We start from the raw sequence: 25,907 nt of genomic DNA, 5'->3' as shown, positions 1-25,907 counted from the left end.
TGTCATGCGCAGTTTAGAGAACAAGTTACTTTTCGGTAATCTCAGGTCGTCTCACGGGTGAACCACCCGTCACTTCCTGAAGGAACCACACGTGCACCTCCCCTGGTCCCGCCGGTCCGGCCGCCTCGTGCGGTCGGCCCTGGCCGCCGCCGCAGCCACCACCGTGCTCGCCGTCGCCTCGCCCCTGCCCGCCCACGCGGAGTCCGCGGCCGGCACCACCACCGCCGGCGAGGGCGGCACGACCCACCTCGACGCGGTCGAGCGCGCCCTGCGCGAGGTGGCGCCCGGCCTGGCGGGCACCGTCTGGCAGCGCACCGAGGGCAACAGCCTGAACGCCTCCGCCGACGACCCGGCCGGCTGGCTGCTCCAGACGCCGGGCTGCTGGGGCGACGCCGCCTGCGCCGACCGCCCGGGCACCCGCGCGCTGCTCGCCCGGATGAAGGCGGACGTCGCGGCCGCCACCCGGACGGTCGACGTCTCCACCCTCGCGCCGTTCCCCAACGGCGGTTTCCAGGACGCCCTGGTCGAGGGCCTCAAGGCCTCGGTGGCGGCCGGCCACCGCCTCCAGGTGCGCATCATGGTCGGCGCCGCGCCGGTCTACAACGCCAACGTGCTGCCGTCCCGCTACCGGGACGAGCTGATCGCCAAGCTCGGCCCCGCCGCCGGCTCGGTCACCCTCAACGTGGCGTCGATGACCACCTCCCGCACCGCGTTCTCCTGGAACCACTCGAAGCTGCTGGTGGTCGACGGCCGCAGTGTCGTCGCCGGCGGCATCAACGGCTGGAAGGACGACTACCTCGACACCGCCCACCCCGTCTCCGACGTCGACCTCGCGCTGACCGGGCCCGCCGCCGGCTCCGCCGCGAGCTACCTCGACACCCTCTGGGAGTGGACCTGCGGCCGGACCGGCGTGTTCGACAACGCCTGGTTCGCCTCCTCCAACGGCGGCGCCTGCAGCCCCTCGATGGAGCGGGACCTCAACCCCGCCCCGGCCGCCACCGGTACCGTCCCGGTGATCGCCGTCGGCGGCCTCGGCGTCGGCATCAAGGCCAACGACCCGGCCTCCGCCTACCGGCCCGGCCCCGTCCCCGCCGTCTCCGACACCAAGTGCGGCCCGCTCGCCCTGCACGACAACACCAACGCCGACCGGGACTACGAGACGGTCAACCCCGAGGAGAACGCGCTGCGCGCGCTCGTCTCCAGCGCCACCAGCCACATCGAGATCTCCCAGCAGGACATGAACGGCACCTGCCCGCCGCTGCCCCGGTACGACTCCCGGCTGTACGAGGCGCTGGCCGCCAAGCTCGCCGCCGGCGTCAAGGTGCGGATCGTCGTCAGCGACCCGGCCAACCGCGGCACCGTCGGCAGCGGCGGCTACTCGCAGATCAAGTCCCTCGCCGAGATCAGCGACGTCCTCAAGGCCCGGCTGACCGCCCTCACCGGCGACCAGGCCAAGGCCGGCGCCGCGCTCTGCAGCAACCTCCAGCTCGCCACGTTCCGCGCGGCCCCCGCCGCCACCTGGGCGGACGGCCACCCGTACGCGCTGCACCACAAGCTGGTCGCGGTCGACGGCTCGGCCTTCTACATCGGGTCGAAGAACCTCTACCCGGCCTGGCTGCAGGACTTCGGCTACGTGGTCGAGGACAGGACGGCCGCCGCCCAGCTCGACCGCGACCTGCTGGCGCCGGAATGGAAGTACTCGCAGGCCACCGCGACCGTCGACTGGAGCACCGGCACCTGCAAGGCCTGACGCCCGACCGCCCCGAACCGTCCCGGGCCGCCGCACGCCTCGGCGTGCGGCGGCCCGGCGCCGTCGGGCTCAGCCCTTCACGTCGCGGCCCGCGCTGCCCCTGACGGCCACGTTCCAGCTGATGACGCGTTCGGGGTGCACCCGCAGGATCTCGTGGTCGAAGAAGGACGGGTCCACCGGCGGGACGTCGACGGTCAGGGGCTCGGCCCGGCCACGGATCTCCACACCGCGGCCCCAGCCCGGCGCCGGCGCGTCGGGGTCGTCGGCCGGTGTGAGGTCGTCGACGAGGAAGGAGACCCGTGGATCACGCACCGCGTTGCGGTACTTCTGGCTGGCCGTCATCCCCGGCCCGCCGATGTCGATCGTCCCGTCCTCGTTGAGCCGGAAGCCCACCGGCCGGGTCTGCGGCGCGCCCTGCGGGCCGGAGGTGGCCAGCCGGCCGATCCGCTGGGTGGTGAGGTAGGCGCGCTCCTCGGGGGTGAACACCATGACTGCTGCGCTCCGTTCGGGCATCGGGTGGTAGCCGGACGAGGACGACCGTAGAAGGTGAAGCGGACTTCACGTCAAGCCCCGCAGGAGCCGCTCGGGCGCGTGCCGCCGACCGGAGCCGGACGGCGCCCCGGTGTCGTGGGCCGATCGGCAACGCCCTTTCGCCGTCGGGGTCCTGGGCGGCGGCGAGGGCACCGCCGGGCTTTCCCCACGCCGCTCCGGCCGGTCGCTCAGCCGGTCCCGAGCACGGCCGCCTCCTGCCGGATCAGCTCGCGCAGGGCGGCGAGCCGGGGCCGCTCGTCGTCCAGCCGCCACTGCATCTCCAGCGGCAGGGTGGCCCGGTCGGCGAGCCGGACGGTGACCACGTCCTCGGTCAGATGGCCCGCCATCGAGGCGGGGACGAGCGAGAACGCGCGGTTGTGCGCGAGCAGGTAGAGCCGCGAGCCGACGATCCGCGGCGGGCTGACCAGCACCGGCGGCTCGACGCCGCGGGCCGAGCAGAGGCCGAGCACATGGTCGTAGTACCGCGGGTGCTGTTCCCGGGACCAGAGCAGCAGCGGCAGGTCGCGCAGCTCGTGCAGGTGGACGGCGTCCCGCCGGGCGAGCGGGTGGCGGCGGCTGAGCGCCACCTGCACCGGCTCGTCGGCGAGCTTCTCCCGCCGGTAGCCGGGCACCTCCTCCAGGAAGCGGCCGAGACCGATGTCGGCGAGCTCGGAGGCGAGCGTCGCCGAGACGTGGCCGGTGTCCACGGCCAGCTCCGCCGGCTCCAGCGCCGGCAGCTCCTGCTCGGCGCGGCTGACCACGGCGGGCAGCAGCCGGTTCATGACGCTGGGGGAGGCGACGATCCGGGCCGTCCCCCTCCGTGACTCCTCGTGCAGCCGCACCCGCGCGAGCAGCGAGCCGGCCTGTTCGAGCAGCCGGGCCGACTCCGTGGCCATCACCTCGCCGGCCGGGGTCAGCCGCACCGCCCGCCGGCTGCGGTCGAACAGTTCCACGCCCACCGTCCGCTCCAGCCGGGCCACCTCCTGGCTGACCGTCGGCTGGGAGATGTGCAGGCGCTCGGCGGCACGGCCGAAGTGCAGCGTGCCGGCCACCGCGAGGAAGACTTCGAGCTGACGCAAGGTGAAACCCATAGGCTGAAGCCTATGGGAAGGCCCAGGACTCATTCTGGATGCCGATGCGTAGCCTCTCTAGGCTGAGCCCGAGTTGCCACACCGTGGTGGCATCGCAGAGAGAGCTCGTGCCATGACCGGACTGCCCATCCGTATCTCCGACGACGTCGCCCGGGCCGTTGCCGCCGGCGCCCCCGTCGTCGCGCTGGAATCGACCATCTTCACGCACGGACTGCCCCGGCCGCGCAACCTGGAGGTCGCGCTGGAGGCGGAGGAGCAGCTGCGGGCCGCCGGGGTCGTCCCGGCCACGATCGGCGTCTACGCCGGGGTGCCCACGGTCGGGCTCGGAGTGGACCAGATCAAGGAGCTGTCCGAGGCGGACGACCTCGACAAGGCGAGCCTGCGCGACCTGCCGGTGGTCGCGGCGCTCGGCCGGCACGGCGGGACGACCGTCGCCGCCACCGCCTTCCTCGCCCACCGCGCGGGCATCCCGGTCTTCTCCACCGGCGGCCTCGGCGGTGTGCACTTCGGGGCGTCCGAGAGCTTCGACGAGTCGGCCGACATGACGACGCTGGCCGTCACGCCCGTCACCGTGATCAGCGCGGGCGTGAAGTCGATCCTCGACATCCGGGCGACCCTGGAGCGGTTCGAGACGCTCAACATCCCCGTCATCGGCTACCGGACCCGCCAGTACCCCGGCTTCTACGTCACCGACTCGGGCCACCGGATCAACTACCGCGTCGACTCGCCCGAGGAGGCGGCCCGGGTGATCGCCGCCCGGGACGGCCTCGAACTGACCCAGGCCGTACTGATCGCCAACCCGGTCGACCCCGCCAAGCAGCTGCCGCCGCAGGAGCTCGACGCCCTGCTGGCCCGCGCCTGGGCGGAGGCCGAGCGCCAGGGCGTCACCGGCAACGCCTCGACGCCGTTCCTGCTCGACTTCATCCAGCGCGACACCCAGGGCCGCAGCCTGGACGTCAACGTCGAGGTCTACCGGGGCAACGTGCGGCTCGGCGGGCAGATCGCCACCGCGCTCGCCGCCCTGCGGAACGAGGCGTAGGCGCATGCTCGGAGTACTCGGCGACCTCGTCGAAGACATCGTCGTCTGGGTCGACGGCCCGCTCCGGCACGGTACCGACACCAGCGCCAGGGTCTTCCGGCGGCGCGGCGGCAGCGCGGCCAACGTCGCGAGCTTCGCCGCCGGCCAGTGCCCCGTGCGCTTCCTCGGCTGCGTCGGCGACGACCCGGCGGGGGACGGCCTCGTCGCCGAACTCACCGGCCACGGCGTCGATGTGAGGGTCGCACGGAAGGGCCAGACCGGCTCCATCGTCGTCCTGATCGACCAGGCCGGCGAGCGGACCATGCTCCCCGACCGGGGCGCGGCCACGCTGCTCGAGACCGTCCCGGACACCTGGCTGGACGGCCTGACCCACCTGCACGTGCCCGCCTACTCCTTTGACGGGGAACCGGTCGGCACCGCCGCCGCCGACGCCCTCCGGCGGGCCCGCCGTGCGGGCTGCACCACCTCGCTCGACGCCTCCTCGACCGGGATGCTCGGCCAGTTCGGCCGCGAGCGGTTCCTCACCCTCGCCACCGAGCTGGCACCCACCCTGCTGTTCGCCAACCGGGAGGAGTCCGCCTTCCTCGGCCTGCTGGCCGACGGCCGCCCCGGCCCCGAGCGCGCGCGGCTGGCGGCCACCACCGTCGTCACCAAGTCCGGTGCGGAGGCGACCGTGGTGGACGCCCCCGGGCAGGCGCCGTTCACCGTGCCCGTCCCGCCGGTCGGCGAGGTCCGCGACCTCACCGGCGCCGGCGACGCGTTCGCCGCCGGCTTCCTGGCCGGCTACCTCGCCGACGGCGACCTGCGGGCGGCCGCCGCCCGCGGGCATGCGTGCGCGGCGAAGGTCCTGGCCTCGCCGGGGGCGACCTGCGGCGAGGGGTGACCCCACGGCCCCCGGTGGGGCGGGGGCCTACTCCCCGTCCCAGGGGGTGGCGGCCAGGACGGCGCCGCCGGCCCGGCGGGCGTAGCGGCAGGTGACGGGAAGGCCGAAGTCGACGCGGGCGGGGCCGGTGACCGCCCGCAGGTCGGCGAGCAGGGCGTCCCCGGGCAGGTCGGCGGCGGCCTCCCGGAGGACGGGGTCGGCGGCGGCCTCCCGGAGGACGGGGTCGGCGGCGGCCCGGGCCTCGGGCACGGTGACGGTGCCCGCCGTCGGGGGGCGGTCGTCCAGGGCCAGCCAGTGCTCGGCGAGGCGGTTGCCGAAGGCCCGGGTGGCGGCGGGGGTGGCGACGCCGTCCGGCCCGGTCTCGATGCCGCCCCCGGCTCCGGCCTCGGCTCCTGCTGCGGTGCCGGCTCCCGCCGCGGTGCCCATGGCTGCCCCCGGGGTGCTCGTGTCGTGGTTTGCGGGCCGACCCTATCGCCGAGGTGGGACGAACCCGGTGACAGGGGCTGACGCGGACGGTGGTCGCGCCGTTATGGTGAGTGACGGTCGAATCGGCTGGCGGGAGGTCGGAGCTGTGGCGGTCACCGAGGTCAAGGTCCACCAGGACAACGTGCGGCTCCATGCGACGAAGCGCTGTGGAGGGGCGTTCGAGCCGGTCGCCTCGGTGGAGCTGCCGGAGCAGGTCGAGGTCTACCGGATCAAGGGCAACTGGGGCGAGGCGGTGGCCTGTTCCGAGGCCGAGCGCGAGCGGTGGAGCGAGGCGGCGAGCACCTTCCTGGCCGCCGTGTCCCGTGCGCTGGAGGAGCTCTACCACGCCCACGGGGGCCGTGGCGGGGCGTTCGACCTGGAGCAGGGCACCGGGGCCTGGCGCATCATCCCCGCCCCGCGTCACTGGCCCGGCTGGAAGCAGCGGGCCGTCGAACGGTCGGAGGCCGCCCAGCGTGCGTTCCTGACGGAGGTGCAGCGCGCGACCGAGGCCTACCGGCCGGTCCGGGAGGAGATCGACCGGCGCCTCGCGGAGCAGCGCGCGGTCCGGGAGGAGGCCGAGCGGGCCCGGGCACGGGAGGCGCAGCAGCGCCGCGCCGTCCTGGTGGAGGTGGCCGCCCGGCGGGTGTGGCTGTACGAGGTGGGCGAGGCGGCGGGGGAGGAGGCGGGCGAGGGCGACGGCGCAGTCCGGGTCCGGGTCTTCCGGACCGACCTCCCGCCGATCGCCGCGGACCAGGCCGATCCGCCCCAGGAGTCGCTGACGGCGAGGGAGTTGGAGAAGGACCTGTACGCGCTGGCGCGTGCCCAGGAGGCTGGCGGGATCGCCCTGCGGTGGGACGAGGCCGCCCGGGCCGCCGTCGAGGAGGAGTGCCTGGCGCGGGGCGTCTCCGTCGCCTTCGCCCAGTGGTGGCGCGAGATGGCCCTGCACAGCTGGTCGGTGCGGGAGGACGGCCCGCAGCCGGTGCGGCCGAGTCCGCCGGGCTCCGGCCCCCGTCCCAGCTTCGGCGGCACCGGCATGGGCGGCACCGGCGGCTTCACGGGCGGGCACAGTTACGGCGGTTTCGGCGGCTACTGACCGCGCCGGGGCGACGGCCGGCCCGCTCCTGCCCGGCCCGCCGTCGGCCTGCCGCTCGCCCGGCCCGCCGCTCGCCCGGCCTGCCGCTCGCCCGACCTGCCGTCGGCCTGCCGCCCGCCCGGCCCGGCGGGACGTCCTGCCGCCCGTGCCGCCGCCCGGTCCGTCGGACTGTCGGTCCGGGAGCCTACGATGCGGTCCATGTCAGTCAACATCGATCTTCACCTGAGCATCGGCAACCTCGGCAGCCGTGAGGAGGCCGAGCGGGTTCTGCACGCCCTGGTCGGCCTTTTGCGGGAGGAGGGCATCGAGGACGAGGTGCCCATCGGCTGGGTGGAGGACAGGGGTGAGTTCTTCGTGACGGGCGAGAGCAGCTATCCACTGATCATCACCCGGTTCTACCGTTGGCGGCCGATGTTCGAGGAGGCCGTGGCCCGCGTCGTCGGCGAGGCCGCTCCGGCCGCGAAGGCCACCGTGACCTGGGGCTACCCCGACGAGGAGGTCTGAACGGCACCGCCGGACCGCTGACACGCCCACGGACGACGCAGCGTCCGCCGCCGTGAACCGCCCTTCCGGTAGGGATGGCTCGTCCATCGCCTGCCCGGAGGGTCCGTCATGTCCCCGAACACCCCGAAGCCGCTGAAGTCCGCCGCCCGCGCGGCCTGTTCCGTCCTGCTGCTCGCCGCCCCGCTCCTGCTCGCCCAGCCGGCCGTGGCCAACAACGGGCCGAAGACGCCCGAGGAGTCCGCCGCCTGCCAGGGCGTCCTGAACACGCCGTTCGGCGGCTCGCTGTCCGGCGCGGGGGGCGTCAGCCCGGTCTGCGCCGTCCAGCCGGCCGACGAGCCGGGCCAGTCCGCCTCCTCCGGCCCGTCCACCCGCGGCGCCGTCACCTACGACCTTCCGAAGATGCGGCAGGAGGTCGCCGACCTGCGGAGCAAGGCCGCCGCCCTGGACCGGCTCGGCGAGCACGAGGCCGCCCGCAAGGCCCGCGCCGAGGCCGACGCCCTCCAGCGCCGGATCGACGAGATCGTCCGGGCCGAGGAGAACAACTGACCCTCGCGGTGCCGCGCGCCCCGGACGGTCCGGGCGGGCGGCTCACCCGGCCGCCGGCTCCCCGCCGGGGCTCAACGGCTCCTCCAAGGCCGCGAGTTCGGCCGGTTCGAGGACGAGATCGGCGGCCGCGGCGGAGTCGCGGATGGTGGCGGGCCGGCGGGCTCCCGGAATCGGGACGACGGCGGGGGAGCGGGCCAGCAGCCAGGCCAGGCCGACCTGCTGGGGCGAGACACCGCGGACGGCGGCGATCCGGTGGAAGGCACTGCGCTCGACGGCGGTGTCGTCGGGGTCGTCCAGCACGCTGCGCGACAGGCCCCCGAGCGGGCTCCACGGCAGGAAGGCCAGGCCGAGGCGCTCGCTGAGCCGCAGCTCCCGCTCGGCGGCGCGGACGGCCGGGGAGAACCGGTTCTGCACCGCGACCAGGCCCGGGCCGAGGATCTCCCGGGCCGTCAGGATCTGCTGCTCGTCGACGTTGGAGAGGCCGGCCGCGCGGATCTTCCCGGCGTCCAGCAGCTCGCGCAGGGCGCCCACCGACTCGGCCCACGGCACCCGCGGGTCGGGCTTGTGCAGTTGGTAGAGGCCGATCGCCTCCACCCCGAGCCGCCGCAGCGAGCCCTCGCAGGCCCGCCGGAGGTGCTCAGGCCGTCCGTCGACCGTCCAGGAGCCGTCACCGGGCCGGCCGCGGCCGCCCTTGGTGGCGACCAGCACGGCCGCCCGCTCGGCGGCCGGCCGGGCGGCCAGCGCACGTGCCACCAGCCGCTCGTTGTGGCCGAGTTCGCCGGCGTGCCAGTGGTAGGAGTCGGCGGAGTCGAGCAGGGTGACGCCGGCGTCGAGGGCGGCGTGCAGGGTTGCGAGGGCCGCGTCCTCGTCCGGGCGGCCCTCGACCGAGAGCGGCATCGCGCCGAGGCCGATCGCGCCGACGGTGACGCCGCCGATGGTCCGCTGTCGCATGTCAGGCCGCCTTTCCGGGGAGAGCCGCGTCGGAGGCCTCGGAGGCCTCGGAGGCCTCGGCAGCCTCGGCGACGGCGCCGGGCAGCCACCGGGCCGTCGGTGAGAAGCGCAGGCCGAGCTCGGCCGCCCGCCGGCCCGCCATCGGGTACCAGCGGTCGAAGGAGAACGGCGAGGCGTCCGCGCCGTCCGTGAACCGGTAGCGGGCGGTGGTGCCCAGGCGTTCGGCGACCAGCTCGCTGAGGGCGACCACGTCGAGCGCCCCCTCGGAACCGGCGTTGACCGGGCCGACCGCCGCCCCGGCGGCCACCTGCACCAGGGCGGCGGCGATCTCCTCGTGGTGGACGAAGGAGGTCGGCTGCGGCTGCGCGTGCACGGCGACCGGCCGGCCGGCCGCGATCAGCTCGGTGTAGTGGGCCAGCCGGCCGGTGAAGTCCCGTGCGCCGCCGCCCAGGACGTGTGCGCTGCGCACGCTCGCCCAGGAGAACGGAGGGTCCCCGGCGAGCACCGCCTCAGCCTGCCGCTTGCCCTCCGCGTAGCCGGTCGCCTCGTCGAAGTGCCGGGCGAGCGCCGCCGGATCGTGCCACGGCAGCGCGAGGTCCACCGGCCAGTTCGCGGGGTCGACGGCCTCCTCGGGCACCGGTACGCCCGGCACGGTGCGCACCAGCGGCGAGGTCGCCGGGTCGTACACCTCCATGGTGGAGGTCATCACGTACCGGCCGGTGCGGCCGGCGAAGACCCGGCGGGCCACCGCCGCCTGGGCCGGGGTGTACAGCACCTGGTCGATCACCGCGTCGAAGGTCCGGTCGCCGAGCGCGGCGGACAGTGCGGCCTCGTCGGACCGGTCGGCGACCACGTGGTCGACGCCGGGCGGCGGCGGGGTGGCACCGCGGTTGACGACGGTGACGCGGGTGCCGGCTTCCCGCAGCAGGGTGACCAGGTGGAGACCGAAGTACCGGCTGCCGCCGATGACGCAGACGCTGTGCAGTCGGTTTCGCGTGATGTTTTGCATGGCCCCCACTCTGCTGCCGTATCGTCCCCAGCAGAACTGCCGACCTGCTGAACGCGTCATCAGCAGAACTGTTGACTGGGGAGCACGATGATCGACGTCCGACGGCTGAGCATGCTCCAGGCGGTAGCCGAGCACGGCAGCTTCAACCGGGCGGCAGCCGCGCTGCTGCTCACCCCGTCCGCCGTCTCCCAGCAGATCGCCGCCCTCGAACGGGGCCTGGGCACCGTGGTGGTGGAGCGTTCGACCCGCGGGGTGCGGCTCACCGAGGCCGGGCGGCTGCTGGTGGAGGCGGCCGGCGCGATCGACGCCGAACTGCGCAACGCCCGCGAACAGATCGGCCGGCTGGGCGCCGACCGGCCCCGGCTCACCCTCGCCACCTTCACCAGCGGCGGCCGGCGCCTGCTGCCCGCCGTCCTGGCCCGGTTCGCGGCCGACCACCCGGAGGCCGAACTGTGCATCCTGGAACGGGAACCCGAGGACAGCCTGCCGATGGTCCGCGAGGGCACCGCCGACCTCGCCCTCGCCTACCACTTCGACGGCCCGCTGCCCGTCCTCCCCGGTGACCGTTCCGGCCTCGACTGGACGCCGCTGATGGACGACCCGCTCTCGGTGGTGCTGCCGGACGGGCACCCGCTGGCCGACCGGGACGCCGTCGACCTGGCCGAACTCGCCGGGGAGCGCTGGGTGCTGGGCTGCCTCAAGACCGAGGACTTCCTGCGCCGGCACGCCGCACTGGCCGGCTTCGAACTCCGGGTGGCCGGCTCCACCACCGACTACTTCTTCGCCCGCTCGCTGGTCGCCGCCGGCGTCGGGGTCTCGCTCGTCCCGTACGTCGCCCTCGAACCGGCGCAGCCCGGCACCCGGGTGGTCCCGGTGAAGCCCCCGCGCCCCGCCCGTCACTTCGGCGTCGCGCTCGCCCGGCGCCGCCGCCCCAACCCGTACGCCGAGGCACTGGCCGGGCTGCTCCGCGCGCACGTGGCCGGTCCGCCGTCCAGGTCCCGTCCGCGCTGATCCGCGCTGATCCGCCACGATCGACCGGCCAGGACCTAGGGTGAACGGATGACCTCCCCCTACCCTCACGTCCCGGTGCGGACGGCTACCCCCGCGGACATCGACGCCGTCGTCACCACGCTGACCAGCGCGTTCTTCCACGACCCGCTCTGGGGCCCGGCCTTCCCCGACGTCGAGCGGCGCGCCGAGCAGGCGGCCGCGATGTGGCGGCTCTACGTGACCTCGGCGCTGCGCTACCCCTGGCTGCTGGTGACGCCGGGCGTCGAGGCCGCCGCCGTCTGGATCCCGCCGGGCGGGCGCGAGCTCACCGAGGAGGAGGAGAGCGGCCTCGAAGGCCTGCTGACCAGGACCACCGACGCGGAGACGGCCGGCGCGATCCTGGCGATCTACGACCAGCTCTACGCGGTCGCCCCCGAGGAGCCCTGCTTCTACCTCACCCTGCTCGGCACCCACGACGACCACCGCGGCAGGGGGCTCGGTATGGGGCTGCTCGCCGAGAGCCTGGCCCGGATCGACGCGCTCGGCGCCCCCGCCTACCTGGAGTCGTCCAACCCCGCCAACCTGGACCGCTACCGGAGCCTCGGCTTCAGCCCCCGCGACGAGCTCACCACCGCCACCGGCCACGTCGTCACCACCATGTGGCGCCCGGCCCGCTGAGGACTTCCCGGTGCCGCATCAGGCGACGTTCGCCCTGACGGCCCGCCACCCGGACCGGCTCACCGGGGGCTCGGCTACTGGCCGGCCTCCTTCGCCTTGCGACTCCGGTAGGAGCGCATGGCGACCTGGGCTCCGCAGCGGTTCGGGCTGCAGTAGGCGGCGGAGGAGTTGCGCGTACGGTCGTAGAACCCGAGGTGGCACGGTGGGTTCCGGCAGGCCTTGAGGCGCATCCAGGAGCCGCGAAGAGCGACGTCGGACGCTGCCGCGAGCATCCCGGCGAGCGCACCCGGCACCCCGCTGCGGACGGGCGTGAGCCGGACGCCGGAGGCGGTGATCACAGGCGCCAGGGGGTACAGCTCCGCACCCCGGCGCAGGTACTCCTCGGCTTCGGCCCGGCCCGGCTCGTCCTGCTCGCCCGCGTGCGCGAGCAGCACCAGGACCAGGGCGTCCCTCAGTTCACGGGCGGCGGCGGCATCGGCGTCCGTGACCAGCGCGGCGGAGTCGATCAGACCCTCCTGTCGCAGCCACCGGGAGAAGGCGGCACCGTCGCGGAGCTCCTCCCGACTGCCGTCGATCGCACGGGTGTTGACGAAGGTGAGGACGGTCTCAGCCGCCGCCGAAGGGGTGAGCATCGACTCGCTCGCATCCATGGCCATGAGGTCCACAGTACCCGATGCGGGAGAGGCGTCACCTCTGACACTCATAGACACCAGCGCGAACCCGGGCTTGTAAGTTAGTAGCTACCTGCCTATGGTCATAACCATGACGAACAGCGGCAACACCACGGACACGCCCCGCACCTGGTTCATCACCGGCTCCTCCCAGGGCCTCGGCCGCTCACTCGCGCTGGCCGCACTCGACCGCGGCGAGCACGTCGCGGCCACCGCCCGCCGCAAGGAATCGGTCGCCGACCTCGTCGACCGCTACCCCGGCCGGGCCGTCGCGCTCGAACTCGACGTCCGCGACGAGGGCGCGGCCCACCGCGCCGTCGAGCAGACCCTCGCCGCCTTCGGCCGCATCGACGTGGTCGCCAACATCGCCGGCTACGGACTCTTCGGGGCTGTCGAGGAGGCGACGGACGCGCAGGCCAGAGCCGTCTTCGACACCAACCTCTTCGGCCCGCTGAACGTGCTCCGCGCGGCGCTGCCCGTGCTGCGCGGGCAGCGTTCGGGCCATGTCATCCAGGGATCCTCGCTCTACGGGCAGTCCGCACACCCCGGCGTCGGCCTGCTCTCGGCGAGCAAGTACGCGCTCGAAGGTCTCTCCGACGCCCTGGCCGCCGAGCTCGCCCCACTCGACATCAAGCTCACCCTGATCGAGCCGGGCTACCTGGGGACCGGCTTCCTCTCCCACCTCGTCTTCGCCGAACCCACCGCCGACTACGACCCGACCGTACGCACCGTCCAGAGCTCGCTCGGCGGGCTTCCCCCCGAGGCCTTCATCGATCCCGCCCGAGTCGCCGCGGCCGTCCTGACCGCCGTCGACGCCGCACGGCCGCCGCTGCGCCTGGCCCTGGGGCGCGCGGCGGAGGACGGCCTCCGGGAGGCGCTGACCGCACGTCTCCAGGAGCTGGACGACTGGGTCGCCGTCACGCGCGGCGTGGACAGCGCTCCCCAGCCGGTCTGACCCGCTGGGGAGGCCCGTTCACCAGCCGGCGACCGCAGCCGGCCGGCCCACCAGCCGGCCGGCCTGGCGTCAGGCAGTCGTCATCGCCCGGCGGGACATGAGCTTGCCCGCCTCCCACAGGAGCAGGAGTGCGATGGGGGCCAGGAGGGCCCAGCCGAACTGGGCGAGGGTGATCTCGGTGGTGCCGAGGATGCGGCGGAAGGCGTCCATCTGGGTCACCAGGACCGCAAGGACGAACTCGGACAGCGCTGCCAGGTTCATCGGCCTGCTGTCGAAGGTGCTGGTGGTCAGCACGGTGGCGCGTTCGCTGCGGCATTCGTAGGCCGCCACGATCAGGCAGAGTGCGAAGGCGGTGAAGGCGATCGAGCTGCCGGTCTTCAGGCTGCCGTAGTGGTGCTCGCCCAGCTCGATCAGCAGGAGCAGGGCCACGGTGACGGCCAAGCCGCTGAGCCCGACGGTGAGCATGACGGACCTGGTCAGCAGCGATTCGCCGCGCGGGCGCGGGGTGCGCCGCATCAGGCCGGGGCTCGCCAGGTCGAAGCCGAGGGCGAAGCCGAACGGCGCGTTGACCACGAAGTGGATCCACAGCACCTGTGGCGGGGTGAACGGCTCGCCGGCGGCGATGTTGAAGACCGTCGCGCCGAGGAAGGTCAGGACGAAGGTGACCAGCAGCATCAGGACGAACCGGACGTACTTGGTGAGGTTGTCGTAGAGCTTCCGCCCCTCCTCGACGGCGTACACGATGGTGGCGAAGTTGTCGTCGGAGAGGATCATCCGGCCGGCGTTCTTGGCCACGTCGGTGCCGCTGCCCATGGCGATGCCGATGTCGGCGGCCTTGATGGCGGGTGCGTCGTTGACGCCGTCGCCGGTCATCGCCACGACGTCGCCCTTCTTCTTGAGCGTGTCGGCGAGCAGGACCTTGTGCTCGGGCGCGACCCGGCCGACCACCCCGATGCCGTCGATCCGGGCCAGCCGTTCGTGCTCCGGCATCGCCGCGAAGTCGGCTCCGAGGATCGCCTCGCCCGGGATCCCGAGCTGGCGGGCGATGGCCTCGCCGGTGGTGACGTCGTCACCTGTGACCATGCGGACCCGGATGTGGGCGGCCTGGGCGCCGGCCACGGCGTCCCTGGACTCCGCGCGGGGCGGGTCGACCATGCCGACCAGGCTGGTCATCCGAAGGCCGGTGACGAGTGCGAGCAGGTCGCTGTCCGGGTCGAACTCCGACGGGTCCAGGTCGCGTTCGGCCGCCGCCATCACCCGGCGGCCCTCGCCGCCCATCCGTTCGGACTGGATCGCGGCGCGGCCGCGCAGGCCGGCGTCCCAGGGGATGGTCCGGCCGGCGGCGAGTGCGGTGGTGGCGCGGGCGGTGACGGCGGGCGCCGCGCCTTTGACGAAGCAGCGCACCACCGGTCGGCCCGTCGCGTCCACGGCCGAGTTGAAGGTGGCCATCAGCTTGTATTCGGGGTCGAACGGCAGGGTGGCGAGCCGGGGGTAGCGCTCCCGGGTGGCGTCGATGTCCAGGCCGGCCTTGTGGCCGAGGAGGAGCAGCGCTCCCTCGGTCGGGTCGCCGACCACCGTGCCGTCCACCAGCTTGGCGTCGCTGGCGATCAGGTACGGCAGGATGGCGTCCTCGATGTCGGCGGAGGAGCCGGCGGCGTGGTGCACCCGCCCCTCCAGACCGTAGCCGCTACCGGAGACGGTGTAGCGGTCGGTGGGGCTGAGGACCTCGACGACCGTCATCTGGTTCATCGTCAGGGTGCCGGTCTTGTCGGAGTTGATGGCGGAGGTGAAGCCCAGGGTCTCCACGGACGGCAGTTCCTTGACGATGGCGTTGCGTTTCGCCAGGTTGAGGCTGCCGACCGAGAGGATCACCTGGGTGACGGTGGGCAGGGCCTCGGGGATGGCGGCGATGGCCAGCGAGACGGCACTGACGAACAGGGCGTCCCAGGCCTGGCCGCGGCTGCGGCCGAGGGCGAACATCACCACCATGGTGAGGCCGGCCGCCGCCACGATCCACAGGGTCAGGGTGTTGAGCTCCCGGGTGAGCGGTGTCTGCTCCTTCTCCGTCGCCGAGAGCATCCCGGAGATCTTGCCCAGCTCCGTGCCGGCGCCAGTCCCGGTGACGATCAGCACGCCACTGCCGTGGGTGACCGGGGTGTTCATGAACGCCATGGTGGACTGGTCGCCCGGGCCGAGCTGATCGCCCGTCAGGGTGCCCGCCTCCTTCACCGCCGGGACGCTCTCGCCGGTCAGCGCCGACTCGTCGATCTGCAGCGAGCTGGCCCGCACGATCCGCCCGTCCGCCGGGACGGTGTCGCCGGCGGCGATCAGCACGACGTCTCCGATCACCAGCTGTTCGGCCGGGATCTCCGCCTCGGCCCCGTCCCGCCGGACCCGGGCCGTGGTCTCCAGCATCGACCGCAGCGCGTTCATCGCGCTCTCGGCCTTGCCCTCCTGCCGCAGCCCGACGACCGCGTTGAACAGCGTCAGGACGATCAGCAGGATCGCGGTGCTCCACTCCTTGATCGCCAGCGCGACCACCGCCGAGGCGACCAGGATGAGCTGCATGTAGCTGCGGTACTGGTCGAGGAAGCGCAGCCAGCCCGGCCTCGTCTTCTCCTCCGGCAGCGCGTTCGGGCCGTGCGCGGCCAGCAGCTCCACCGCCCGGGCGGCGGAGAGTCCGACCTCCGGGTCCACGCCGAGCCGTGCCGCGACCTCGTCCGGCGGTGTCGCGTACCAGGGCCGCATGGCCGGGCCCGATCCCGGCGGGTCAGTCCGTTCCGCCATGGCAGCACCTCCGATACGTTCCGTTCCTCGCGAGGGGTCGGCCCCTGCGGTGCTCAGCCACGGTGCCCGTTGCGGTGCTGGTGCTCCGCTGCGTACGGGTCGCGGGCGGCGCCCTGAGGGGCGTCCTGCTCCAGCAGGCTCTTTGCGGCGCGCAGCTGTTTGCGGGCCTTCTTGCCGACGACCGGGTACCGGGGGTCGATCTCCATCAGCGTGTGCACGAGCACCGCGGCGGCGCAGATGCGCGCGAACCACTTGCGGTCGGCCGGCACGACGTACCACGGTGCCCACGGGGTGCTCGTGGCCGAGAGCATCTCGGAGAAGGCCTGCTGGTACTCGTCCCACCTCCCGCGCTCGCGAAGGTCCGCGGCCGAGAACTTCCAGTTCTTCTCCGGGCGGTCGATCCGTTTCAGGAAGCGAATGCGCTGCTCTTCCTCGGAGAGGTTCAGGAAGATCTTCACCACCCTGAACCCGTTGTCGCAGAGGTAGTGCTCCCAGTCGTTGATCTCCCGGTAGCGGCGCGCCCAGACGTCCCGGCCCTTCGCCTCCTCGGGCAGTCGTTGGCGGTCGAGGTTCTCGGGATGCACCCGCACGACGAGGACTTCCTCGTAGTGCGACCGGTTGAAGATCGCGATGTCCCCGCGGGCCGGCAGGCGCCAGGCGTAGCGCCACAGGTAGTCGTGGTCGAGCTCCTCGGCGGAGGGCACCTTGAAGCTGCTGACGTGAACGCCCTGCGGGTTGACCCCGCTCATGACGTGACGGATCGTCCCGTCCTTGCCGCCCGCGTCGATCGCCTGGAGGCAGAGGAGCACACCGTAGGTGTCCTGGGCGGCCAGCTTCGCCTGGTACTCGGCGAGCAAGGCGACACCGGTGCGCAGCAGTTCCGCGCCGTCCCGTTTCTTGATCCGGGCCTTGTAGCGGGGGTCGAAGTCCTCGGCGAGGTCCACCCGTGAGCCCGGCTCCACGCGCAGCGGCTCGATGAACTTCGCGATCCGTCTGGCCTGCTTGTCCGCCATCACCGGCAACGCTTCCTCTCGGTCCGCGACTGCTGTGGCTCACCCGCCCGGTCCCTGCCGTCGTCATCGCCCCGGCCGGCCGGTCGGGTCCGGTGCCCGGCGCGCGGCCGCTCACGCTGCTGCGGTGACCCGGCCCACCGTGCGGTGGGCGTCGGTACCTGTCACCCTCCGACCGGCCGTCGGGCCCGTCCAACCGGACGGGCCGTCCGGGTGGCCGCGCGGCTCACCGCCGGGACGGGCAGGTTCAGAACGCCGCGCGCACCGCCGGCAGCAGCGTGTCCTGGGCCCAGTCGATGAACGCGGGCTGGCTGTCGCCGCCGACCTGGACGAGGGCGACCTCGCCGAAACCCGCCTCGACGAACGGTCTGACAGCCTCGACGAAGTCCTCGACCCGTTCGCCGCAGGGGATGGCCTCGGCGACGTCGTCGGCGCGGACGAACCGGCTCGCGGCGGCGAAACCCGCCGTCCCGGGCAGTTCGGCGTTGACCTTCCAGCCGCCGCCGAACCAGTGGAACTGCTCGTGGGCCCGGCGTGCGGCCGCGTCCCGGTCGGCGTCCCAACACACCGGCAACTGGCCCGCCGCCGGTTTCCCGGCTCCGCCGTGCTCGGCGAACCCGGCGATCAGCTCTTGGTCGGGCCCCACGGCGAACTCGAATTCTGGCAGAACAGCTCTCTTCTGCCCGAATCGCTGCGGGCTCCCGTCGCGGCCGCCTCCAGGTGCCGTTGACCCGGACCCAAGGTAGGTGCTCAGCCGGCCAAGTCGTCGAGCGGCAGGGTGACCGACGGGGCGGAGGCCGGGTTGATACGCAGGTCCAGGTTGCGTGTCAACTGGGTGAGCTGTCGCCCCGTCAATCGGCTCACCCGGGCCAGTGGTCAGGCCGGGCGGTGCGTTTGACGGTCTCGGTGACCTCCGGGTCGGCGCCGTGCACCGGGGCCCTGACCCGGTGGCAGATCTGCTGATGCCAGGCGGGCAGCGCGTCGATTCAGGCGTCGACGCGCGGATCGGTCGTGTAGGCGGCCATGGCGCTCCTCCTCGGGTGGTGCTGCGGACCGGAGCTCACTTCGGACGATTGTGCTCCTGCTCCATGGGGACGGCGGCGAACACTGCGCCGCCGGCGGCCCGTTCGAGGCGGTACCGCCTGAGCGCCCGGTCGAACCGGGCCCGGCTGCCCGGCGGGGCCCCGCGAAGGTCGGCTATCAAGGCGTCGTCCGGTACCCGGGCGGCGAGTTCGGCGACCACCCGGTCCGTGCCGGGGCTCCGCAGTTCCGCCGCCGGGTACAGCGGCAGCGTGGGGCCGGTCAGGTTCAGGAGGTCCCAGAAATCGTCGGCGTACGGCTGGATGCCGTTCTCGAAGCCCGTCTCGTCGACCAGCTCCTCCGCGGTGCCGATCACCCGGTCCAGCCAGTCGGGCAGGGAGTCGGCCTCGACGAAGAGTCCGCCCTCGCGGTACTGCATCAGCACCTGGCCCCAACGGCCGTCGGTCTCGATGTCGACCCAGGTGACGCCGCCACCGCCGTCGTCGGTGACAAGCCAGTGCGGGTGCGGGAGGCCGTGGTCATGGGACTGGCGGGGGTGGCCGGTCAGCGTGAACTCCACGGGCGGCACCGAGAAGCCGCCCAGGCGGCGCAGCAGTTCGCGGGCCTCGGACGGCACCGGGACGGGCCAGCCGTCGAAGTCGTCGGCCGTTGCTCCGGGGCGGACCGCGAGGTCGAACGGAACGCGGGCGGCCAGCGCGCGCAGCCGTGTCGTGAGGACGTCAGCGAAGATCACGCGTACACGCTAGCCGAGCGGTCGGACACCCCTCCTGGCGCCCGGACCTCCTGGCGCCCGGACCTCCGGGCGCCCGGGCCGTCCCTGCCTCGCTGCCCGGGTCAGCCCCGCGCGGCGGCCCCGGTGAGCCCGGCGCGGACGGCGACCGCCAGCGCCGGCTCCGGCTGCAGCGGGTCCCGCCCGCCCCCGGGGCCGGCTGCCGCGAGCAGGTCGGCGACCAGGGCGGCGTCCACGATGCCGGTCTCGGCGTGGCGGACGAAGCGGTCGAGGGCGGTGGCGAAGGCGGCCGTGTCCGCGCGCGCCACGCCGGCCAGGCCCGCCGCCTCGTCGGCGAAGTCCTCGGCCGAGCCCAGCCAGGGGGCGGCCCCGGCCAGCCCGTCGTCGTCCAGCTCGTCGGGGTACGGGATGCGCTCCCAGCCGTCGGCGTGCGACCAGTAGACGAAGCCGAACAGATTGCCCCGGGCGTCCTCGCGCAGCTGCTTCCAGGGCAGCCAGTCCGGGCCGCCGGCAAGGAAGTCGATCTGCCGGCCGTCGATGTGGGTCTCGCTGCCGTCGGAGTCCTGGCCGCAGAACACGACCTGCCCGTCGGCCACCTTGGTGACGCGCCACCAGTACGAGCCGGCCGTGGCGTCGCACCAAGCGCCGTCCTCGTCCAACCAGTAGCCCTCGGTGTCCCCCCGGGCGGCCTGGAGCAGGGCGAACGTGACGGCGCGCGCCCACGCGCGGGCGGCTGGGGCGAGATCCTCGGGTCGGCTCGGTGTGTGCATGGCGGTGATTCCCTCCGATTGGTCGGGGACAGCCTGGCACGCCCGCCGTCCGGGAGGCACCTCGCCGTCCGGCGGCCCGCCGCCCCCGGGTAACGGAAGGGTCTCGGGGTGGCGGTCGGCCGCGCAGAGGGCTTGACGGGGCCACGAGGGTGAGCGTTTGCTGTCTCCCACCCCACAGGCCTGTTTGGTTCTGCTCGGTTTTGGGGATTTGAACGTTCAAATTCGGGAGGGATCTCATGCCGGTGCGCTCTGTCCCGGAGTACCTGCGGCAGTTCGGCGAACCGGCCGGGTATCTGGACTTCGCGCGGTTCGGGCCGGTGTCGGCCGCGGTGCACGAGGTGCTGGCCCGGTCGGCCACGCAGATCAGTCACCTGGGCTGGGAGGCGCTGGACTCCCTGGACGCGGCGGGGGAGGAGACGGCGCGGACGGCGGCCGAGCTCCTCGGGTGCGCGCGGCACGAGATCGCGTTCGTCGGCTCGACCTCGCACGGCATGTTCGCCGCGGCCCACGCCTTCGCCACCGCGCCGCCGGGGAGCACCGTCCTGGTCGGCCGGTCGGACTTCCCCGGCGCGCTCTACCCCTGGCTGCGGGCCGCCGGCAACGGCGGCCTGACGGTGCGGCTGCTGGACAACCCGGTCACCGCCGACACCGTGCGGGAGCACCTGGACGAGCGGGTCCGCGCCGTCTCGGTCTGCGCGGTGGACGGCGCCACCGGGTTCCGTGCGCCGCTGGCCGCGATCAAGGAGGTGATCGGCCCGGGGCGGGTTCTGGTGGTGGACGCGGTGCAGGCGCTGGGGGCGGTGGAGTTCGCCGCCGACGCCGCGGACGTCCTCGCCTCCGGCGGCCAGAAGTGGCTCCGGTCCGGCTGGGGCGCGGCTCTCCTGATGGTCCGTGACCGGGTGGCCGGGCTGCTCGCCCCCGGGCTCGGCGGCTGGTCGGGCGTGGTCGACCCGATCGACGCGCGCGACCACCCGCGCCCCGCCAGGACGGGCGCCGTCGCGCACACGCTCACCAACCCGGACGGCCCGGCCGTCGCCGCGCTGGGCGCCGGCCTCGGGCTGGTCCGGGACGTCGGCGTCGGGCGGATCAACGCCCGGATCGGCGAGGTGCTCGGCGTGCTGCTGGACGCCGCCCGGGCTGCCGGCGCCGAGACCGCCGGCGGCCCGGACGCCGGCGGCGGAGCGGCCGGGGTCAGCGGGATCGCCCGGCTGCGGCTGCCCGGCGCCGACCCGCAGGCCGTCCACGACGTGCTGACCCGGGCGGGCCTGGCCACCACCCGGCGCGCCGACTGGATCCGGCTGTCGCCGCACGCCAGCACCGACCGGCACGCCGCCGCGCGGCTGGCCGAGGCGCTCAAGCGCGCCGCCACCACCTGACCGGCACGCACGGACCGGCGCACAGCCGCACGACTCCCGCCCTCGCGCGAAACCCGCCGTCGCGCACCCCCCGCCGTCGCACCCCCCCCCCGCAGCCGCACCCCCCGCCACGGCCTCAAGCCCCCGCAGCCCCAAGCCCCCGTAGTCGCAAGCCCCCGCAGGATCGGGCCCGCCCCCTGAATCGGGCCACCCCTCAGAGAGGAATGCAATGTCACACCTTTCCCGCCGCGATCTGCTGCGCGCCTCCGGAGCCGGCCTGCTGGCCCTGGCCGCCGGTGGTGCGATGTCCGCCTGCTCCGGCTCGGGCGGCGACGTCGCCTCGGGCGGAGACGCCGCCACCGGTACCGTCACCGTCTGGTCCTGGGCCACCGCGGCCGAGGCGCTGCGCGGCGTGGTTCCGGCCTTCGAGAAGGACAACCCCGGGATCAAGATCGACGTCCAGGACGTCGGCGAACCGGCGATCTGGGACAAGATCACCGTCAGCATGGCGGCCGGCGGCCAGGGCCTGGCCGATGTCCTGCACATCGGCTGCGACTACCTGCCCGGCTACATGGAGAAGTTCCCCGGCGGCCTGGCCGACCTCTCCGCGCTGGGCGCCGACGCCCACAAGGACAAGTTCGCCCAAGGGCTCTGGCCCGTCGTCACCGGCAAGGACGGCCGCGTCCACGCGCTGCCCTGGGAGGTCAACCCGCTCGGCTTCTTCTACCGCAAGGACATGTTCGACAAGGCCGGAGTCGATCCGACGACGTTCCAGACCTGGGACGACGTGCTCGCCATCGCCGACCGGTTCAAGGCCGCCAACCCCGGCAAGGCCCTGATCGGCCTCAACAAGCCCGCCACCCCCGGCGCCGACCTCGACTTCCTGCAGGCGCTGATGCAGCTCCAGGGCGCCTTCTACTTCGACCTGAAGGGCGACATCACCCTCGGCTCCCCGGAGGCGGTGCGGGCGCTCACCATCATCAAGCGCCTCGACGAGGCCGGGCTGGTCGCCGATGCCGCCGGCGACCACGGCTGGCGCAACCTGATGAAGGCCGGGACACTCGCCACCGGCCCGCTGCCCGCCTGGGCCGCGCACTACCTGGAGGCCAAGTTCCCCGACCAGAGCGGCAACTGGCGCCTCACCCGGCCGCCGGCGGTCACCCCCGGCGGTCGGCGCACCGCGATCGTCAACTCCACCTACCTGGCCGTCGCCGGCTCCAGCCCGCGCCGCGTGGCCGCCTGGAAGTTCGTCGAGTACGCGCTCACCCGGCCCGCCTCGGTCAACGCCATGTTCACCTCCGGCGGCGTCTTCCCCGCCCTGACCGCCGCCCACGCGGACCCGATGTACTCCGCGCCCAGCGACTACTACGGCGGACAGCCCGTCCTGAGGCCCTTCGCCGACCTGCTCGCCGAAGGCGCCGAGGCCACCAACTACTCCGCCGACTTCGCCCGTGCCCTCAAGCTCGCCAGCGACGCCCAGGTGAAGGTGTTCCTCAAGGGCGGCGACCCGGCCACCGTGCTCCAGGAGGCCGCCAAGCAGCTCGGCCAGCAGACCGGGCGTGCGGTCCGGTGACCGCGATCGCCCCACCCGCCGCCACGGTCCGGGCGGAGTCGCCGCCGGCCCGCCGCCGGGCCGTGCTGCGCCGCCGGGCGCTGCCGTACCTGCTGCTCGCCCCCGCCCTGGTCACCTTCGCGGTGTTCAAGGCCTATCCGATCGTCTCCTCGCTACTGCTGTCGCTGACCACCGGCTCCGGTGCGGCCACCCACGGCGCCGGCGCGGCCAACTACCGGCGCCTGCTCCACGACCCGCTGTTCTGGACCGCCCTGGGCAACACCGCCCGGATCCTCGTCGTCCAGGTCCCGCTGATGCTCGCGCTCGCGCTCGGCCTGGCCGTCGGCATCAACTCGGCCGTCGTCCGCTGGCGCACCGTCTGGCGCCTGGGCGTCTTCATGCCCGCCGTCACCGGCCTGGTCGCCACCGGCGTGGTGTTCGCCTTCCTCCTCAACACCCGCCAGGGCGCCGTCAACCACGTCCTCGAACAGCTCGGCCTGCCCGGCGTCGACTGGCTCGGCAGCCCGTTCTGGTCCCGGATGGCCGTCGTCCTCGTCCTCACCTGGCACTACACCGGCTACAACGCGGTGATCTACCTGGCCGGTCTGCAGGGCATCCCCAAGGAGCTGTACGAGGCCGCGATGATGGACGGTGCCGGGCCGCTGCGCCGGTTCGCCTCCGTCACCCTGCCCGCCCTGCGCCCGGTCCTGCTGTTCACCGTCGTGCTCTCCACCATCGGCACCCTCCAGCTCTTCGACGAGCCCTACGTGCTGACCCGCGGCGGCCCGGACAACGCCACCCTCACCGTGTCGATGTACCTGTACGACAACGGCTTCCGCTACTTCGACTTCGGCTACGCCTCGGCCATCGCCTACGCGCTGACCCTGCTGGTGTCGGTGCTCGGCGCGGCCCAGATGCGTCTGATGGGAGAACGCCCATGAGCACCGCGAGGTCCGCGCGGCTGCGCGGCTGGCCCCTGACCCTCGTCCTGGCCGGTGTCGCAGGCCTCTCCGTCGGCCCGTTCTACTGGCTGGTGGTGGCCGCGACACGGTCGGACTCCGAGATCTTCGACTGGCCGCCGAACCTGCTGCCCGGCGGCCACCTCGGCGAGAACCTCGACCACCTCCAGGCCAAGATCGGCCTCGGCCGGGTCGTCTTCAACTCCCTGGCCATCGCCGGCCTGCAGACCACCGGCGCGCTGGTCGTCGCCCTGCTCGCCGGGTACGCCTTCGCCAAGTTCCGCTTCCGCGGGCGCACCGTGCTGTTCGCGCTGCTGCTCTCCACCCTGGTGGTGCCCGAACAGGTCATGCTGGTGCCCCTGTTCAAGATGATGATGTCGCTCGGCCTGCTCGACAGCTACCAGGCCGTGGTGCTGCCCGGCCTCTGCGTGCCGTTCGCGATCTTCCTGATGCGCCAGGCCCTGAGCAGCATGCCGGACGAACTGCTGGACGCCGCCCGGGTCGACGGCGCCGGCGAGCTGCGGGTGCTGTGGAGCGTGGTCGTCCCCGTCATGCGCCCGGCCCTGGCCGCGCTGGCGATCTTCCTCTTCCTCGGGTCCTGGAACCAGTTCGTCTGGCCGCTGATCGCCCTGCGCAGCCCCGAGATGCACACCCTGCCGGTGGCGCTGGCCACCCTCCACGCCAGCGAGAGCACCACCGACTACGGCGCGATCCTCGCCGGAACCGCAGTGTCCACCCTGCCGATGATGGTCCTCTTCCTGGCCCTCCAACGGCAGTTCATCTCCGGCCTGCTGGCCGGCGCCACGAAAGGCTGACCCATGGACGACATCTGGGAGCCGCACGCCCCCACCGCCGGCGGACTCCGGCCGCTGCCCGCCGAGGGCCTTGACCTGCGGGTGAGCGGTGAGGCCACGGTCCGCCCGGTCACCGAGGGCGTGACCGAGGTGACCGCCGAGAGCGAGGGCGAGACCCGGATCGAGTGGCGCGTCCCCTGCGTCGACGCCACCGCCTTCTGGACCCCCGAACCCCGCGGCACCGGCTGGCTGCCCGCCGCCTGGAGCGCCCCGCGCCGCACCGGCCTCGCCAAGGGCGCGCCGGTCGCCGCCCTGATCGGCACCGGCGACGTCGCGCTCTGCGCCTTCGCCGCCGACCGCACGGACGTCCTGGCCGGCGCGGGAGTCGTCGAGGAGAACGGCGAGTTCCGCTTCTGGGCCCAGGCCACCGGCCGCCTCACCGTCCGGATCGACACCTCCCGCCGGCACTTCGCCCGCAGCCTGGCCGACCTCGCCCGGTGGTGGGGGAGCGGCCGGACGGCCCACGTCCCCGACGCGGCCCGCCGGCCCGCCTACTCCACCTGGTACACGCTCCAGCAGAACGTCACCCCCCGGACCGTGGAGACCCAGGCCGCCCTCGGAAAGGCCCTCGACCTCGACACGATCATCGTCGACGACGGCTGGATGACCCGTGACCGCACCCGCGGCTACGCCCACTGCGGCGACTGGGAACCGCTCTCGCTGCCCGACACCGCCGCCCACGTCGGCCGCGTCCACGACCTCGGCGTCCGGTACCTGCTCTGGTACGCCCTGCCGTTCATCGGCAAGGAGAGCGCCGCCTGGGACCGGCTCGGCCGCTACGCGCTCGCGGACGCCGCACACATGGGCGCCGTTGTCGCGGACCCCCGGTACCCGGCCGTCCGCGAGCACCTCACCGACCGGCTGGCCCGGGCCGTCGAGGAGTGGGGGATGGACGGGCTGAAGATCGACTTCATCGACTGGTTCGCCGTCCCGGATCCGCCGGCGCCCGGCCCGGAGGCGGACTGCGCCACCGTCGACGAGGGCGTCGAACGGCTGCTCGCCGCCATCCACCGCCGGATCACCGCCGCACAGCCCGAGGCGATGACCGAGCACCGCCAGCCCTACACCAGCCCCGGTCTCTGGCCGTACACCACCATGGTCCGCGCCACCGACTGCCCGCTCAGCCCGCAGGAGAACCGTCAGCGCACCATCGACCTGAGGCTGGTCGCCGGGCCGGTCGCGGTCCACGCCGACATGCTCATGTGGCATCCGGCCGAGCCGGCCGAGCAGGTCGCCTGCCACCTGATCAACGTCCTCTTCGCCGTCCCGCAGATCTCCGTCGACCTGGCGGCCCAGAGCCCGGAGCAGCGCGAGGCGCTCGCGTTCTGGCTCGGCGTCGTCCGCGAGCACCTGCCCACCCTGCAGCTCGGCGAACTCCTCCCGGCCCGGCCCGACCTGGGCTACCCGATGGTGACCGCCACCGGCGACGGGACGGTGGCGGTCGCCCGCTACGCGCCGCTGCCCGTGCGGGCCGGTAGCGGCCCGTGGCACACCCTGCTCGTCGCCAACGCCGACGACGACCCCGAGGTGCGCGTGCTGGGCGTCCGCGGCCCGGCCGCGGTCACCGTCCACGACGCCCGCGGGCGTATCGTCCGTAGCGACACCGCCGACCTGGCCGGCGACGGCGTCGTCACCGTTCCCCGCGGGGGGCTGCTGACCCTGCGCCGACCGCAGGCGTAGCCGCCCGGGCCGC

The 25,907-nt window shown here is 73.7% G+C and carries 24 protein-coding genes and 1 pseudogene; 14 read left to right on the top strand and 11 right to left on the bottom strand.

From position 1 onward, the window contains the following. The first annotated feature begins 91 nt into the window (after window positions 1-91). Entirely contained in the window at window positions 92-1,750 is a 1,659-nt protein-coding gene (locus ACZ5WK_RS35720; RefSeq protein WP_465553959.1) for a phospholipase D-like domain-containing protein, read from the top strand. A 69-nt stretch (window positions 1,751-1,819) separates the two neighbouring features. On the opposite strand, the gene ACZ5WK_RS35715 is transcribed toward ACZ5WK_RS35720, so the two are convergent. Both ACZ5WK_RS35715 and ACZ5WK_RS35710 read right to left on the bottom strand, forming a co-directional pair. Continuing rightward, window positions 1,820-2,239 (bottom strand): PPOX class F420-dependent oxidoreductase, encoded by a 420-nt coding sequence (locus tag ACZ5WK_RS35715; protein WP_396322366.1) that lies wholly within the window; start codon window positions 2,237-2,239, stop codon window positions 1,820-1,822. A 230-nt stretch (window positions 2,240-2,469) separates the two neighbouring features. Further along, window positions 2,470-3,372: a LysR family transcriptional regulator gene (locus tag ACZ5WK_RS35710; RefSeq protein ID WP_465553956.1), complete on the bottom strand. Its 903-nt coding sequence runs from the start codon at window positions 3,370-3,372 to the stop codon at window positions 2,470-2,472. A 112-nt stretch (window positions 3,373-3,484) separates the two neighbouring features. Between ACZ5WK_RS35710 and ACZ5WK_RS35705 the strand changes: the two genes are divergently transcribed. Continuing rightward, complete coding sequence (locus ACZ5WK_RS35705; RefSeq protein WP_465553955.1) at window positions 3,485-4,411, top strand: pseudouridine-5'-phosphate glycosidase; 927 nt, start codon at window positions 3,485-3,487, stop codon at window positions 4,409-4,411. A 4-nt stretch (window positions 4,412-4,415) separates the two neighbouring features. After that, window positions 4,416-5,294: a carbohydrate kinase family protein gene (locus ACZ5WK_RS35700; protein ID WP_465553953.1), complete on the top strand. Its 879-nt coding sequence runs from the start codon at window positions 4,416-4,418 to the stop codon at window positions 5,292-5,294. A 27-nt stretch (window positions 5,295-5,321) separates the two neighbouring features. On the opposite strand, the gene ACZ5WK_RS35695 is transcribed toward ACZ5WK_RS35700, so the two are convergent. Further along, on the bottom strand, window positions 5,322-5,720 hold the full coding sequence (locus ACZ5WK_RS35695; protein ID WP_465553951.1) for a hypothetical protein: 399 nt from the start codon (window positions 5,718-5,720) through the stop codon (window positions 5,322-5,324). A gap of 145 nt (window positions 5,721-5,865) precedes the next feature. On the opposite strand from ACZ5WK_RS35695, the gene ACZ5WK_RS35690 reads away from it, so the two are divergent. From ACZ5WK_RS35690 to ACZ5WK_RS35680, 3 genes are all read left to right on the top strand, one after another. After that, on the top strand, window positions 5,866-6,852 hold the full coding sequence (locus ACZ5WK_RS35690; protein ID WP_465553949.1) for a hypothetical protein: 987 nt from the start codon (window positions 5,866-5,868) through the stop codon (window positions 6,850-6,852). Window positions 6,853-7,050: 198 nt separating this feature from the next. Then, entirely contained in the window at window positions 7,051-7,356 is a 306-nt protein-coding gene (locus ACZ5WK_RS35685) for a hypothetical protein (protein ID WP_465553947.1), read from the top strand. A 108-nt stretch (window positions 7,357-7,464) separates the two neighbouring features. Beyond that, entirely contained in the window at window positions 7,465-7,902 is a 438-nt protein-coding gene (locus tag ACZ5WK_RS35680) for a hypothetical protein (RefSeq protein WP_465553945.1), read from the top strand. Window positions 7,903-7,944: 42 nt separating this feature from the next. Here the strand turns inward: ACZ5WK_RS35680 and ACZ5WK_RS35675 are convergent, their stop codons facing one another. Both ACZ5WK_RS35675 and ACZ5WK_RS35670 read right to left on the bottom strand, forming a co-directional pair. Further along, window positions 7,945-8,853 carry an aldo/keto reductase gene (locus ACZ5WK_RS35675; RefSeq protein WP_465553943.1) on the bottom strand — a complete coding sequence of 303 codons (909 nt, stop codon included), beginning with the start codon at window positions 8,851-8,853 and terminating at the stop codon, window positions 7,945-7,947. A 1-nt stretch (window position 8,854) separates the two neighbouring features. Continuing rightward, a complete protein-coding gene (locus ACZ5WK_RS35670; RefSeq protein WP_465553941.1) occupies window positions 8,855-9,862 on the bottom strand; it encodes an NAD-dependent epimerase/dehydratase family protein in 1,008 nt (335 codons plus the stop codon). A gap of 87 nt (window positions 9,863-9,949) precedes the next feature. Here ACZ5WK_RS35670 and ACZ5WK_RS35665 point away from each other — a divergent pair, with 87 nt between their 5' ends. Together ACZ5WK_RS35665 and ACZ5WK_RS35660 are read left to right on the top strand one after the other, a co-directional pair. Continuing rightward, entirely contained in the window at window positions 9,950-10,873 is a 924-nt protein-coding gene (locus ACZ5WK_RS35665; RefSeq protein ID WP_465553939.1) for a LysR family transcriptional regulator, read from the top strand. A 48-nt stretch (window positions 10,874-10,921) separates the two neighbouring features. Beyond that, on the top strand, window positions 10,922-11,530 hold the full coding sequence (locus tag ACZ5WK_RS35660; protein WP_465553937.1) for a GNAT family N-acetyltransferase: 609 nt from the start codon (window positions 10,922-10,924) through the stop codon (window positions 11,528-11,530). 74 nt (window positions 11,531-11,604) lie between these two features. On the opposite strand, the gene ACZ5WK_RS35655 is transcribed toward ACZ5WK_RS35660, so the two are convergent. Beyond that, window positions 11,605-12,186 carry a CGNR zinc finger domain-containing protein gene (locus ACZ5WK_RS35655; RefSeq protein WP_465553935.1) on the bottom strand — a complete coding sequence of 194 codons (582 nt, stop codon included), beginning with the start codon at window positions 12,184-12,186 and terminating at the stop codon, window positions 11,605-11,607. A gap of 106 nt (window positions 12,187-12,292) precedes the next feature. Here ACZ5WK_RS35655 and ACZ5WK_RS35650 point away from each other — a divergent pair, with 106 nt between their 5' ends. Next, complete coding sequence (locus ACZ5WK_RS35650; protein WP_465553933.1) at window positions 12,293-13,156, top strand: SDR family NAD(P)-dependent oxidoreductase; 864 nt, start codon at window positions 12,293-12,295, stop codon at window positions 13,154-13,156. Between the two features lie 69 nt (window positions 13,157-13,225). Here ACZ5WK_RS35650 and ACZ5WK_RS35645 read toward each other — a convergent pair whose 3' ends face one another. The 5 genes and pseudogenes from ACZ5WK_RS35645 to ACZ5WK_RS35625 all read right to left on the bottom strand — a co-directional run bounded on the left by ACZ5WK_RS35645 (window position 13,226) and on the right by ACZ5WK_RS35625 (window position 19,494). Further along, window positions 13,226-15,943 (bottom strand): cation-translocating P-type ATPase, encoded by a 2,718-nt coding sequence (locus ACZ5WK_RS35645; protein ID WP_465553931.1) that lies wholly within the window; start codon window positions 15,941-15,943, stop codon window positions 13,226-13,228. A gap of 53 nt (window positions 15,944-15,996) precedes the next feature. Continuing rightward, window positions 15,997-16,956: a polyphosphate kinase 2 family protein gene (locus tag ACZ5WK_RS35640; protein WP_465553929.1), complete on the bottom strand. Its 960-nt coding sequence runs from the start codon at window positions 16,954-16,956 to the stop codon at window positions 15,997-15,999. Window positions 16,957-17,200: 244 nt separating this feature from the next. Then, window positions 17,201-17,593, bottom strand: a pseudogene (locus ACZ5WK_RS35635) (LLM class oxidoreductase); the annotation flags it as partial. 420 nt (window positions 17,594-18,013) lie between these two features. After that, window positions 18,014-18,727 (bottom strand): SMI1/KNR4 family protein, encoded by a 714-nt coding sequence (locus tag ACZ5WK_RS35630; protein ID WP_465553927.1) that lies wholly within the window; start codon window positions 18,725-18,727, stop codon window positions 18,014-18,016. 101 nt (window positions 18,728-18,828) lie between these two features. Then, the gene (locus ACZ5WK_RS35625; RefSeq protein ID WP_465553925.1) at window positions 18,829-19,494 is read right to left on the bottom strand and encodes a hypothetical protein; all 666 of its coding nucleotides are present in this window, start codon (window positions 19,492-19,494) and stop codon (window positions 18,829-18,831) included. A gap of 236 nt (window positions 19,495-19,730) precedes the next feature. Between ACZ5WK_RS35625 and ACZ5WK_RS35620 the strand changes: the two genes are divergently transcribed. The 5 genes from ACZ5WK_RS35620 to ACZ5WK_RS35600 all read left to right on the top strand — a co-directional run bounded on the left by ACZ5WK_RS35620 (window position 19,731) and on the right by ACZ5WK_RS35600 (window position 25,894). Then, on the top strand, window positions 19,731-20,870 hold the full coding sequence (locus ACZ5WK_RS35620; protein ID WP_465553923.1) for an aminotransferase class V-fold PLP-dependent enzyme: 1,140 nt from the start codon (window positions 19,731-19,733) through the stop codon (window positions 20,868-20,870). A 208-nt stretch (window positions 20,871-21,078) separates the two neighbouring features. Next, entirely contained in the window at window positions 21,079-22,422 is a 1,344-nt protein-coding gene (locus ACZ5WK_RS35615) for an ABC transporter substrate-binding protein (RefSeq protein WP_396322382.1), read from the top strand. 5 nt (window positions 22,423-22,427) lie between these two features. Then, window positions 22,428-23,342, top strand: a complete 915-nt coding sequence (locus ACZ5WK_RS35610; protein WP_396322398.1) for a carbohydrate ABC transporter permease — start codon at window positions 22,428-22,430, stop codon at window positions 23,340-23,342. After that, window positions 23,339-24,175: a carbohydrate ABC transporter permease gene (locus ACZ5WK_RS35605; protein WP_465553919.1), complete on the top strand. Its 837-nt coding sequence runs from the start codon at window positions 23,339-23,341 to the stop codon at window positions 24,173-24,175. The genes ACZ5WK_RS35610 and ACZ5WK_RS35605 overlap by 4 nt, the downstream gene beginning before the upstream one ends. A gap of 3 nt (window positions 24,176-24,178) precedes the next feature. Next, the gene (locus tag ACZ5WK_RS35600) at window positions 24,179-25,894 is read left to right on the top strand and encodes a glycoside hydrolase family 36 protein (protein WP_465553917.1); all 1,716 of its coding nucleotides are present in this window, start codon (window positions 24,179-24,181) and stop codon (window positions 25,892-25,894) included. Window positions 25,895-25,907: the final 13 nt, after the last annotated feature.

It is taken from the genome of Kitasatospora sp. NPDC032757 (assembly GCF_055579305.1).
The sequence above is the reverse complement of the archived record's forward strand: the minus strand, read 5'-3'. Positions and strand labels throughout refer to the sequence as shown.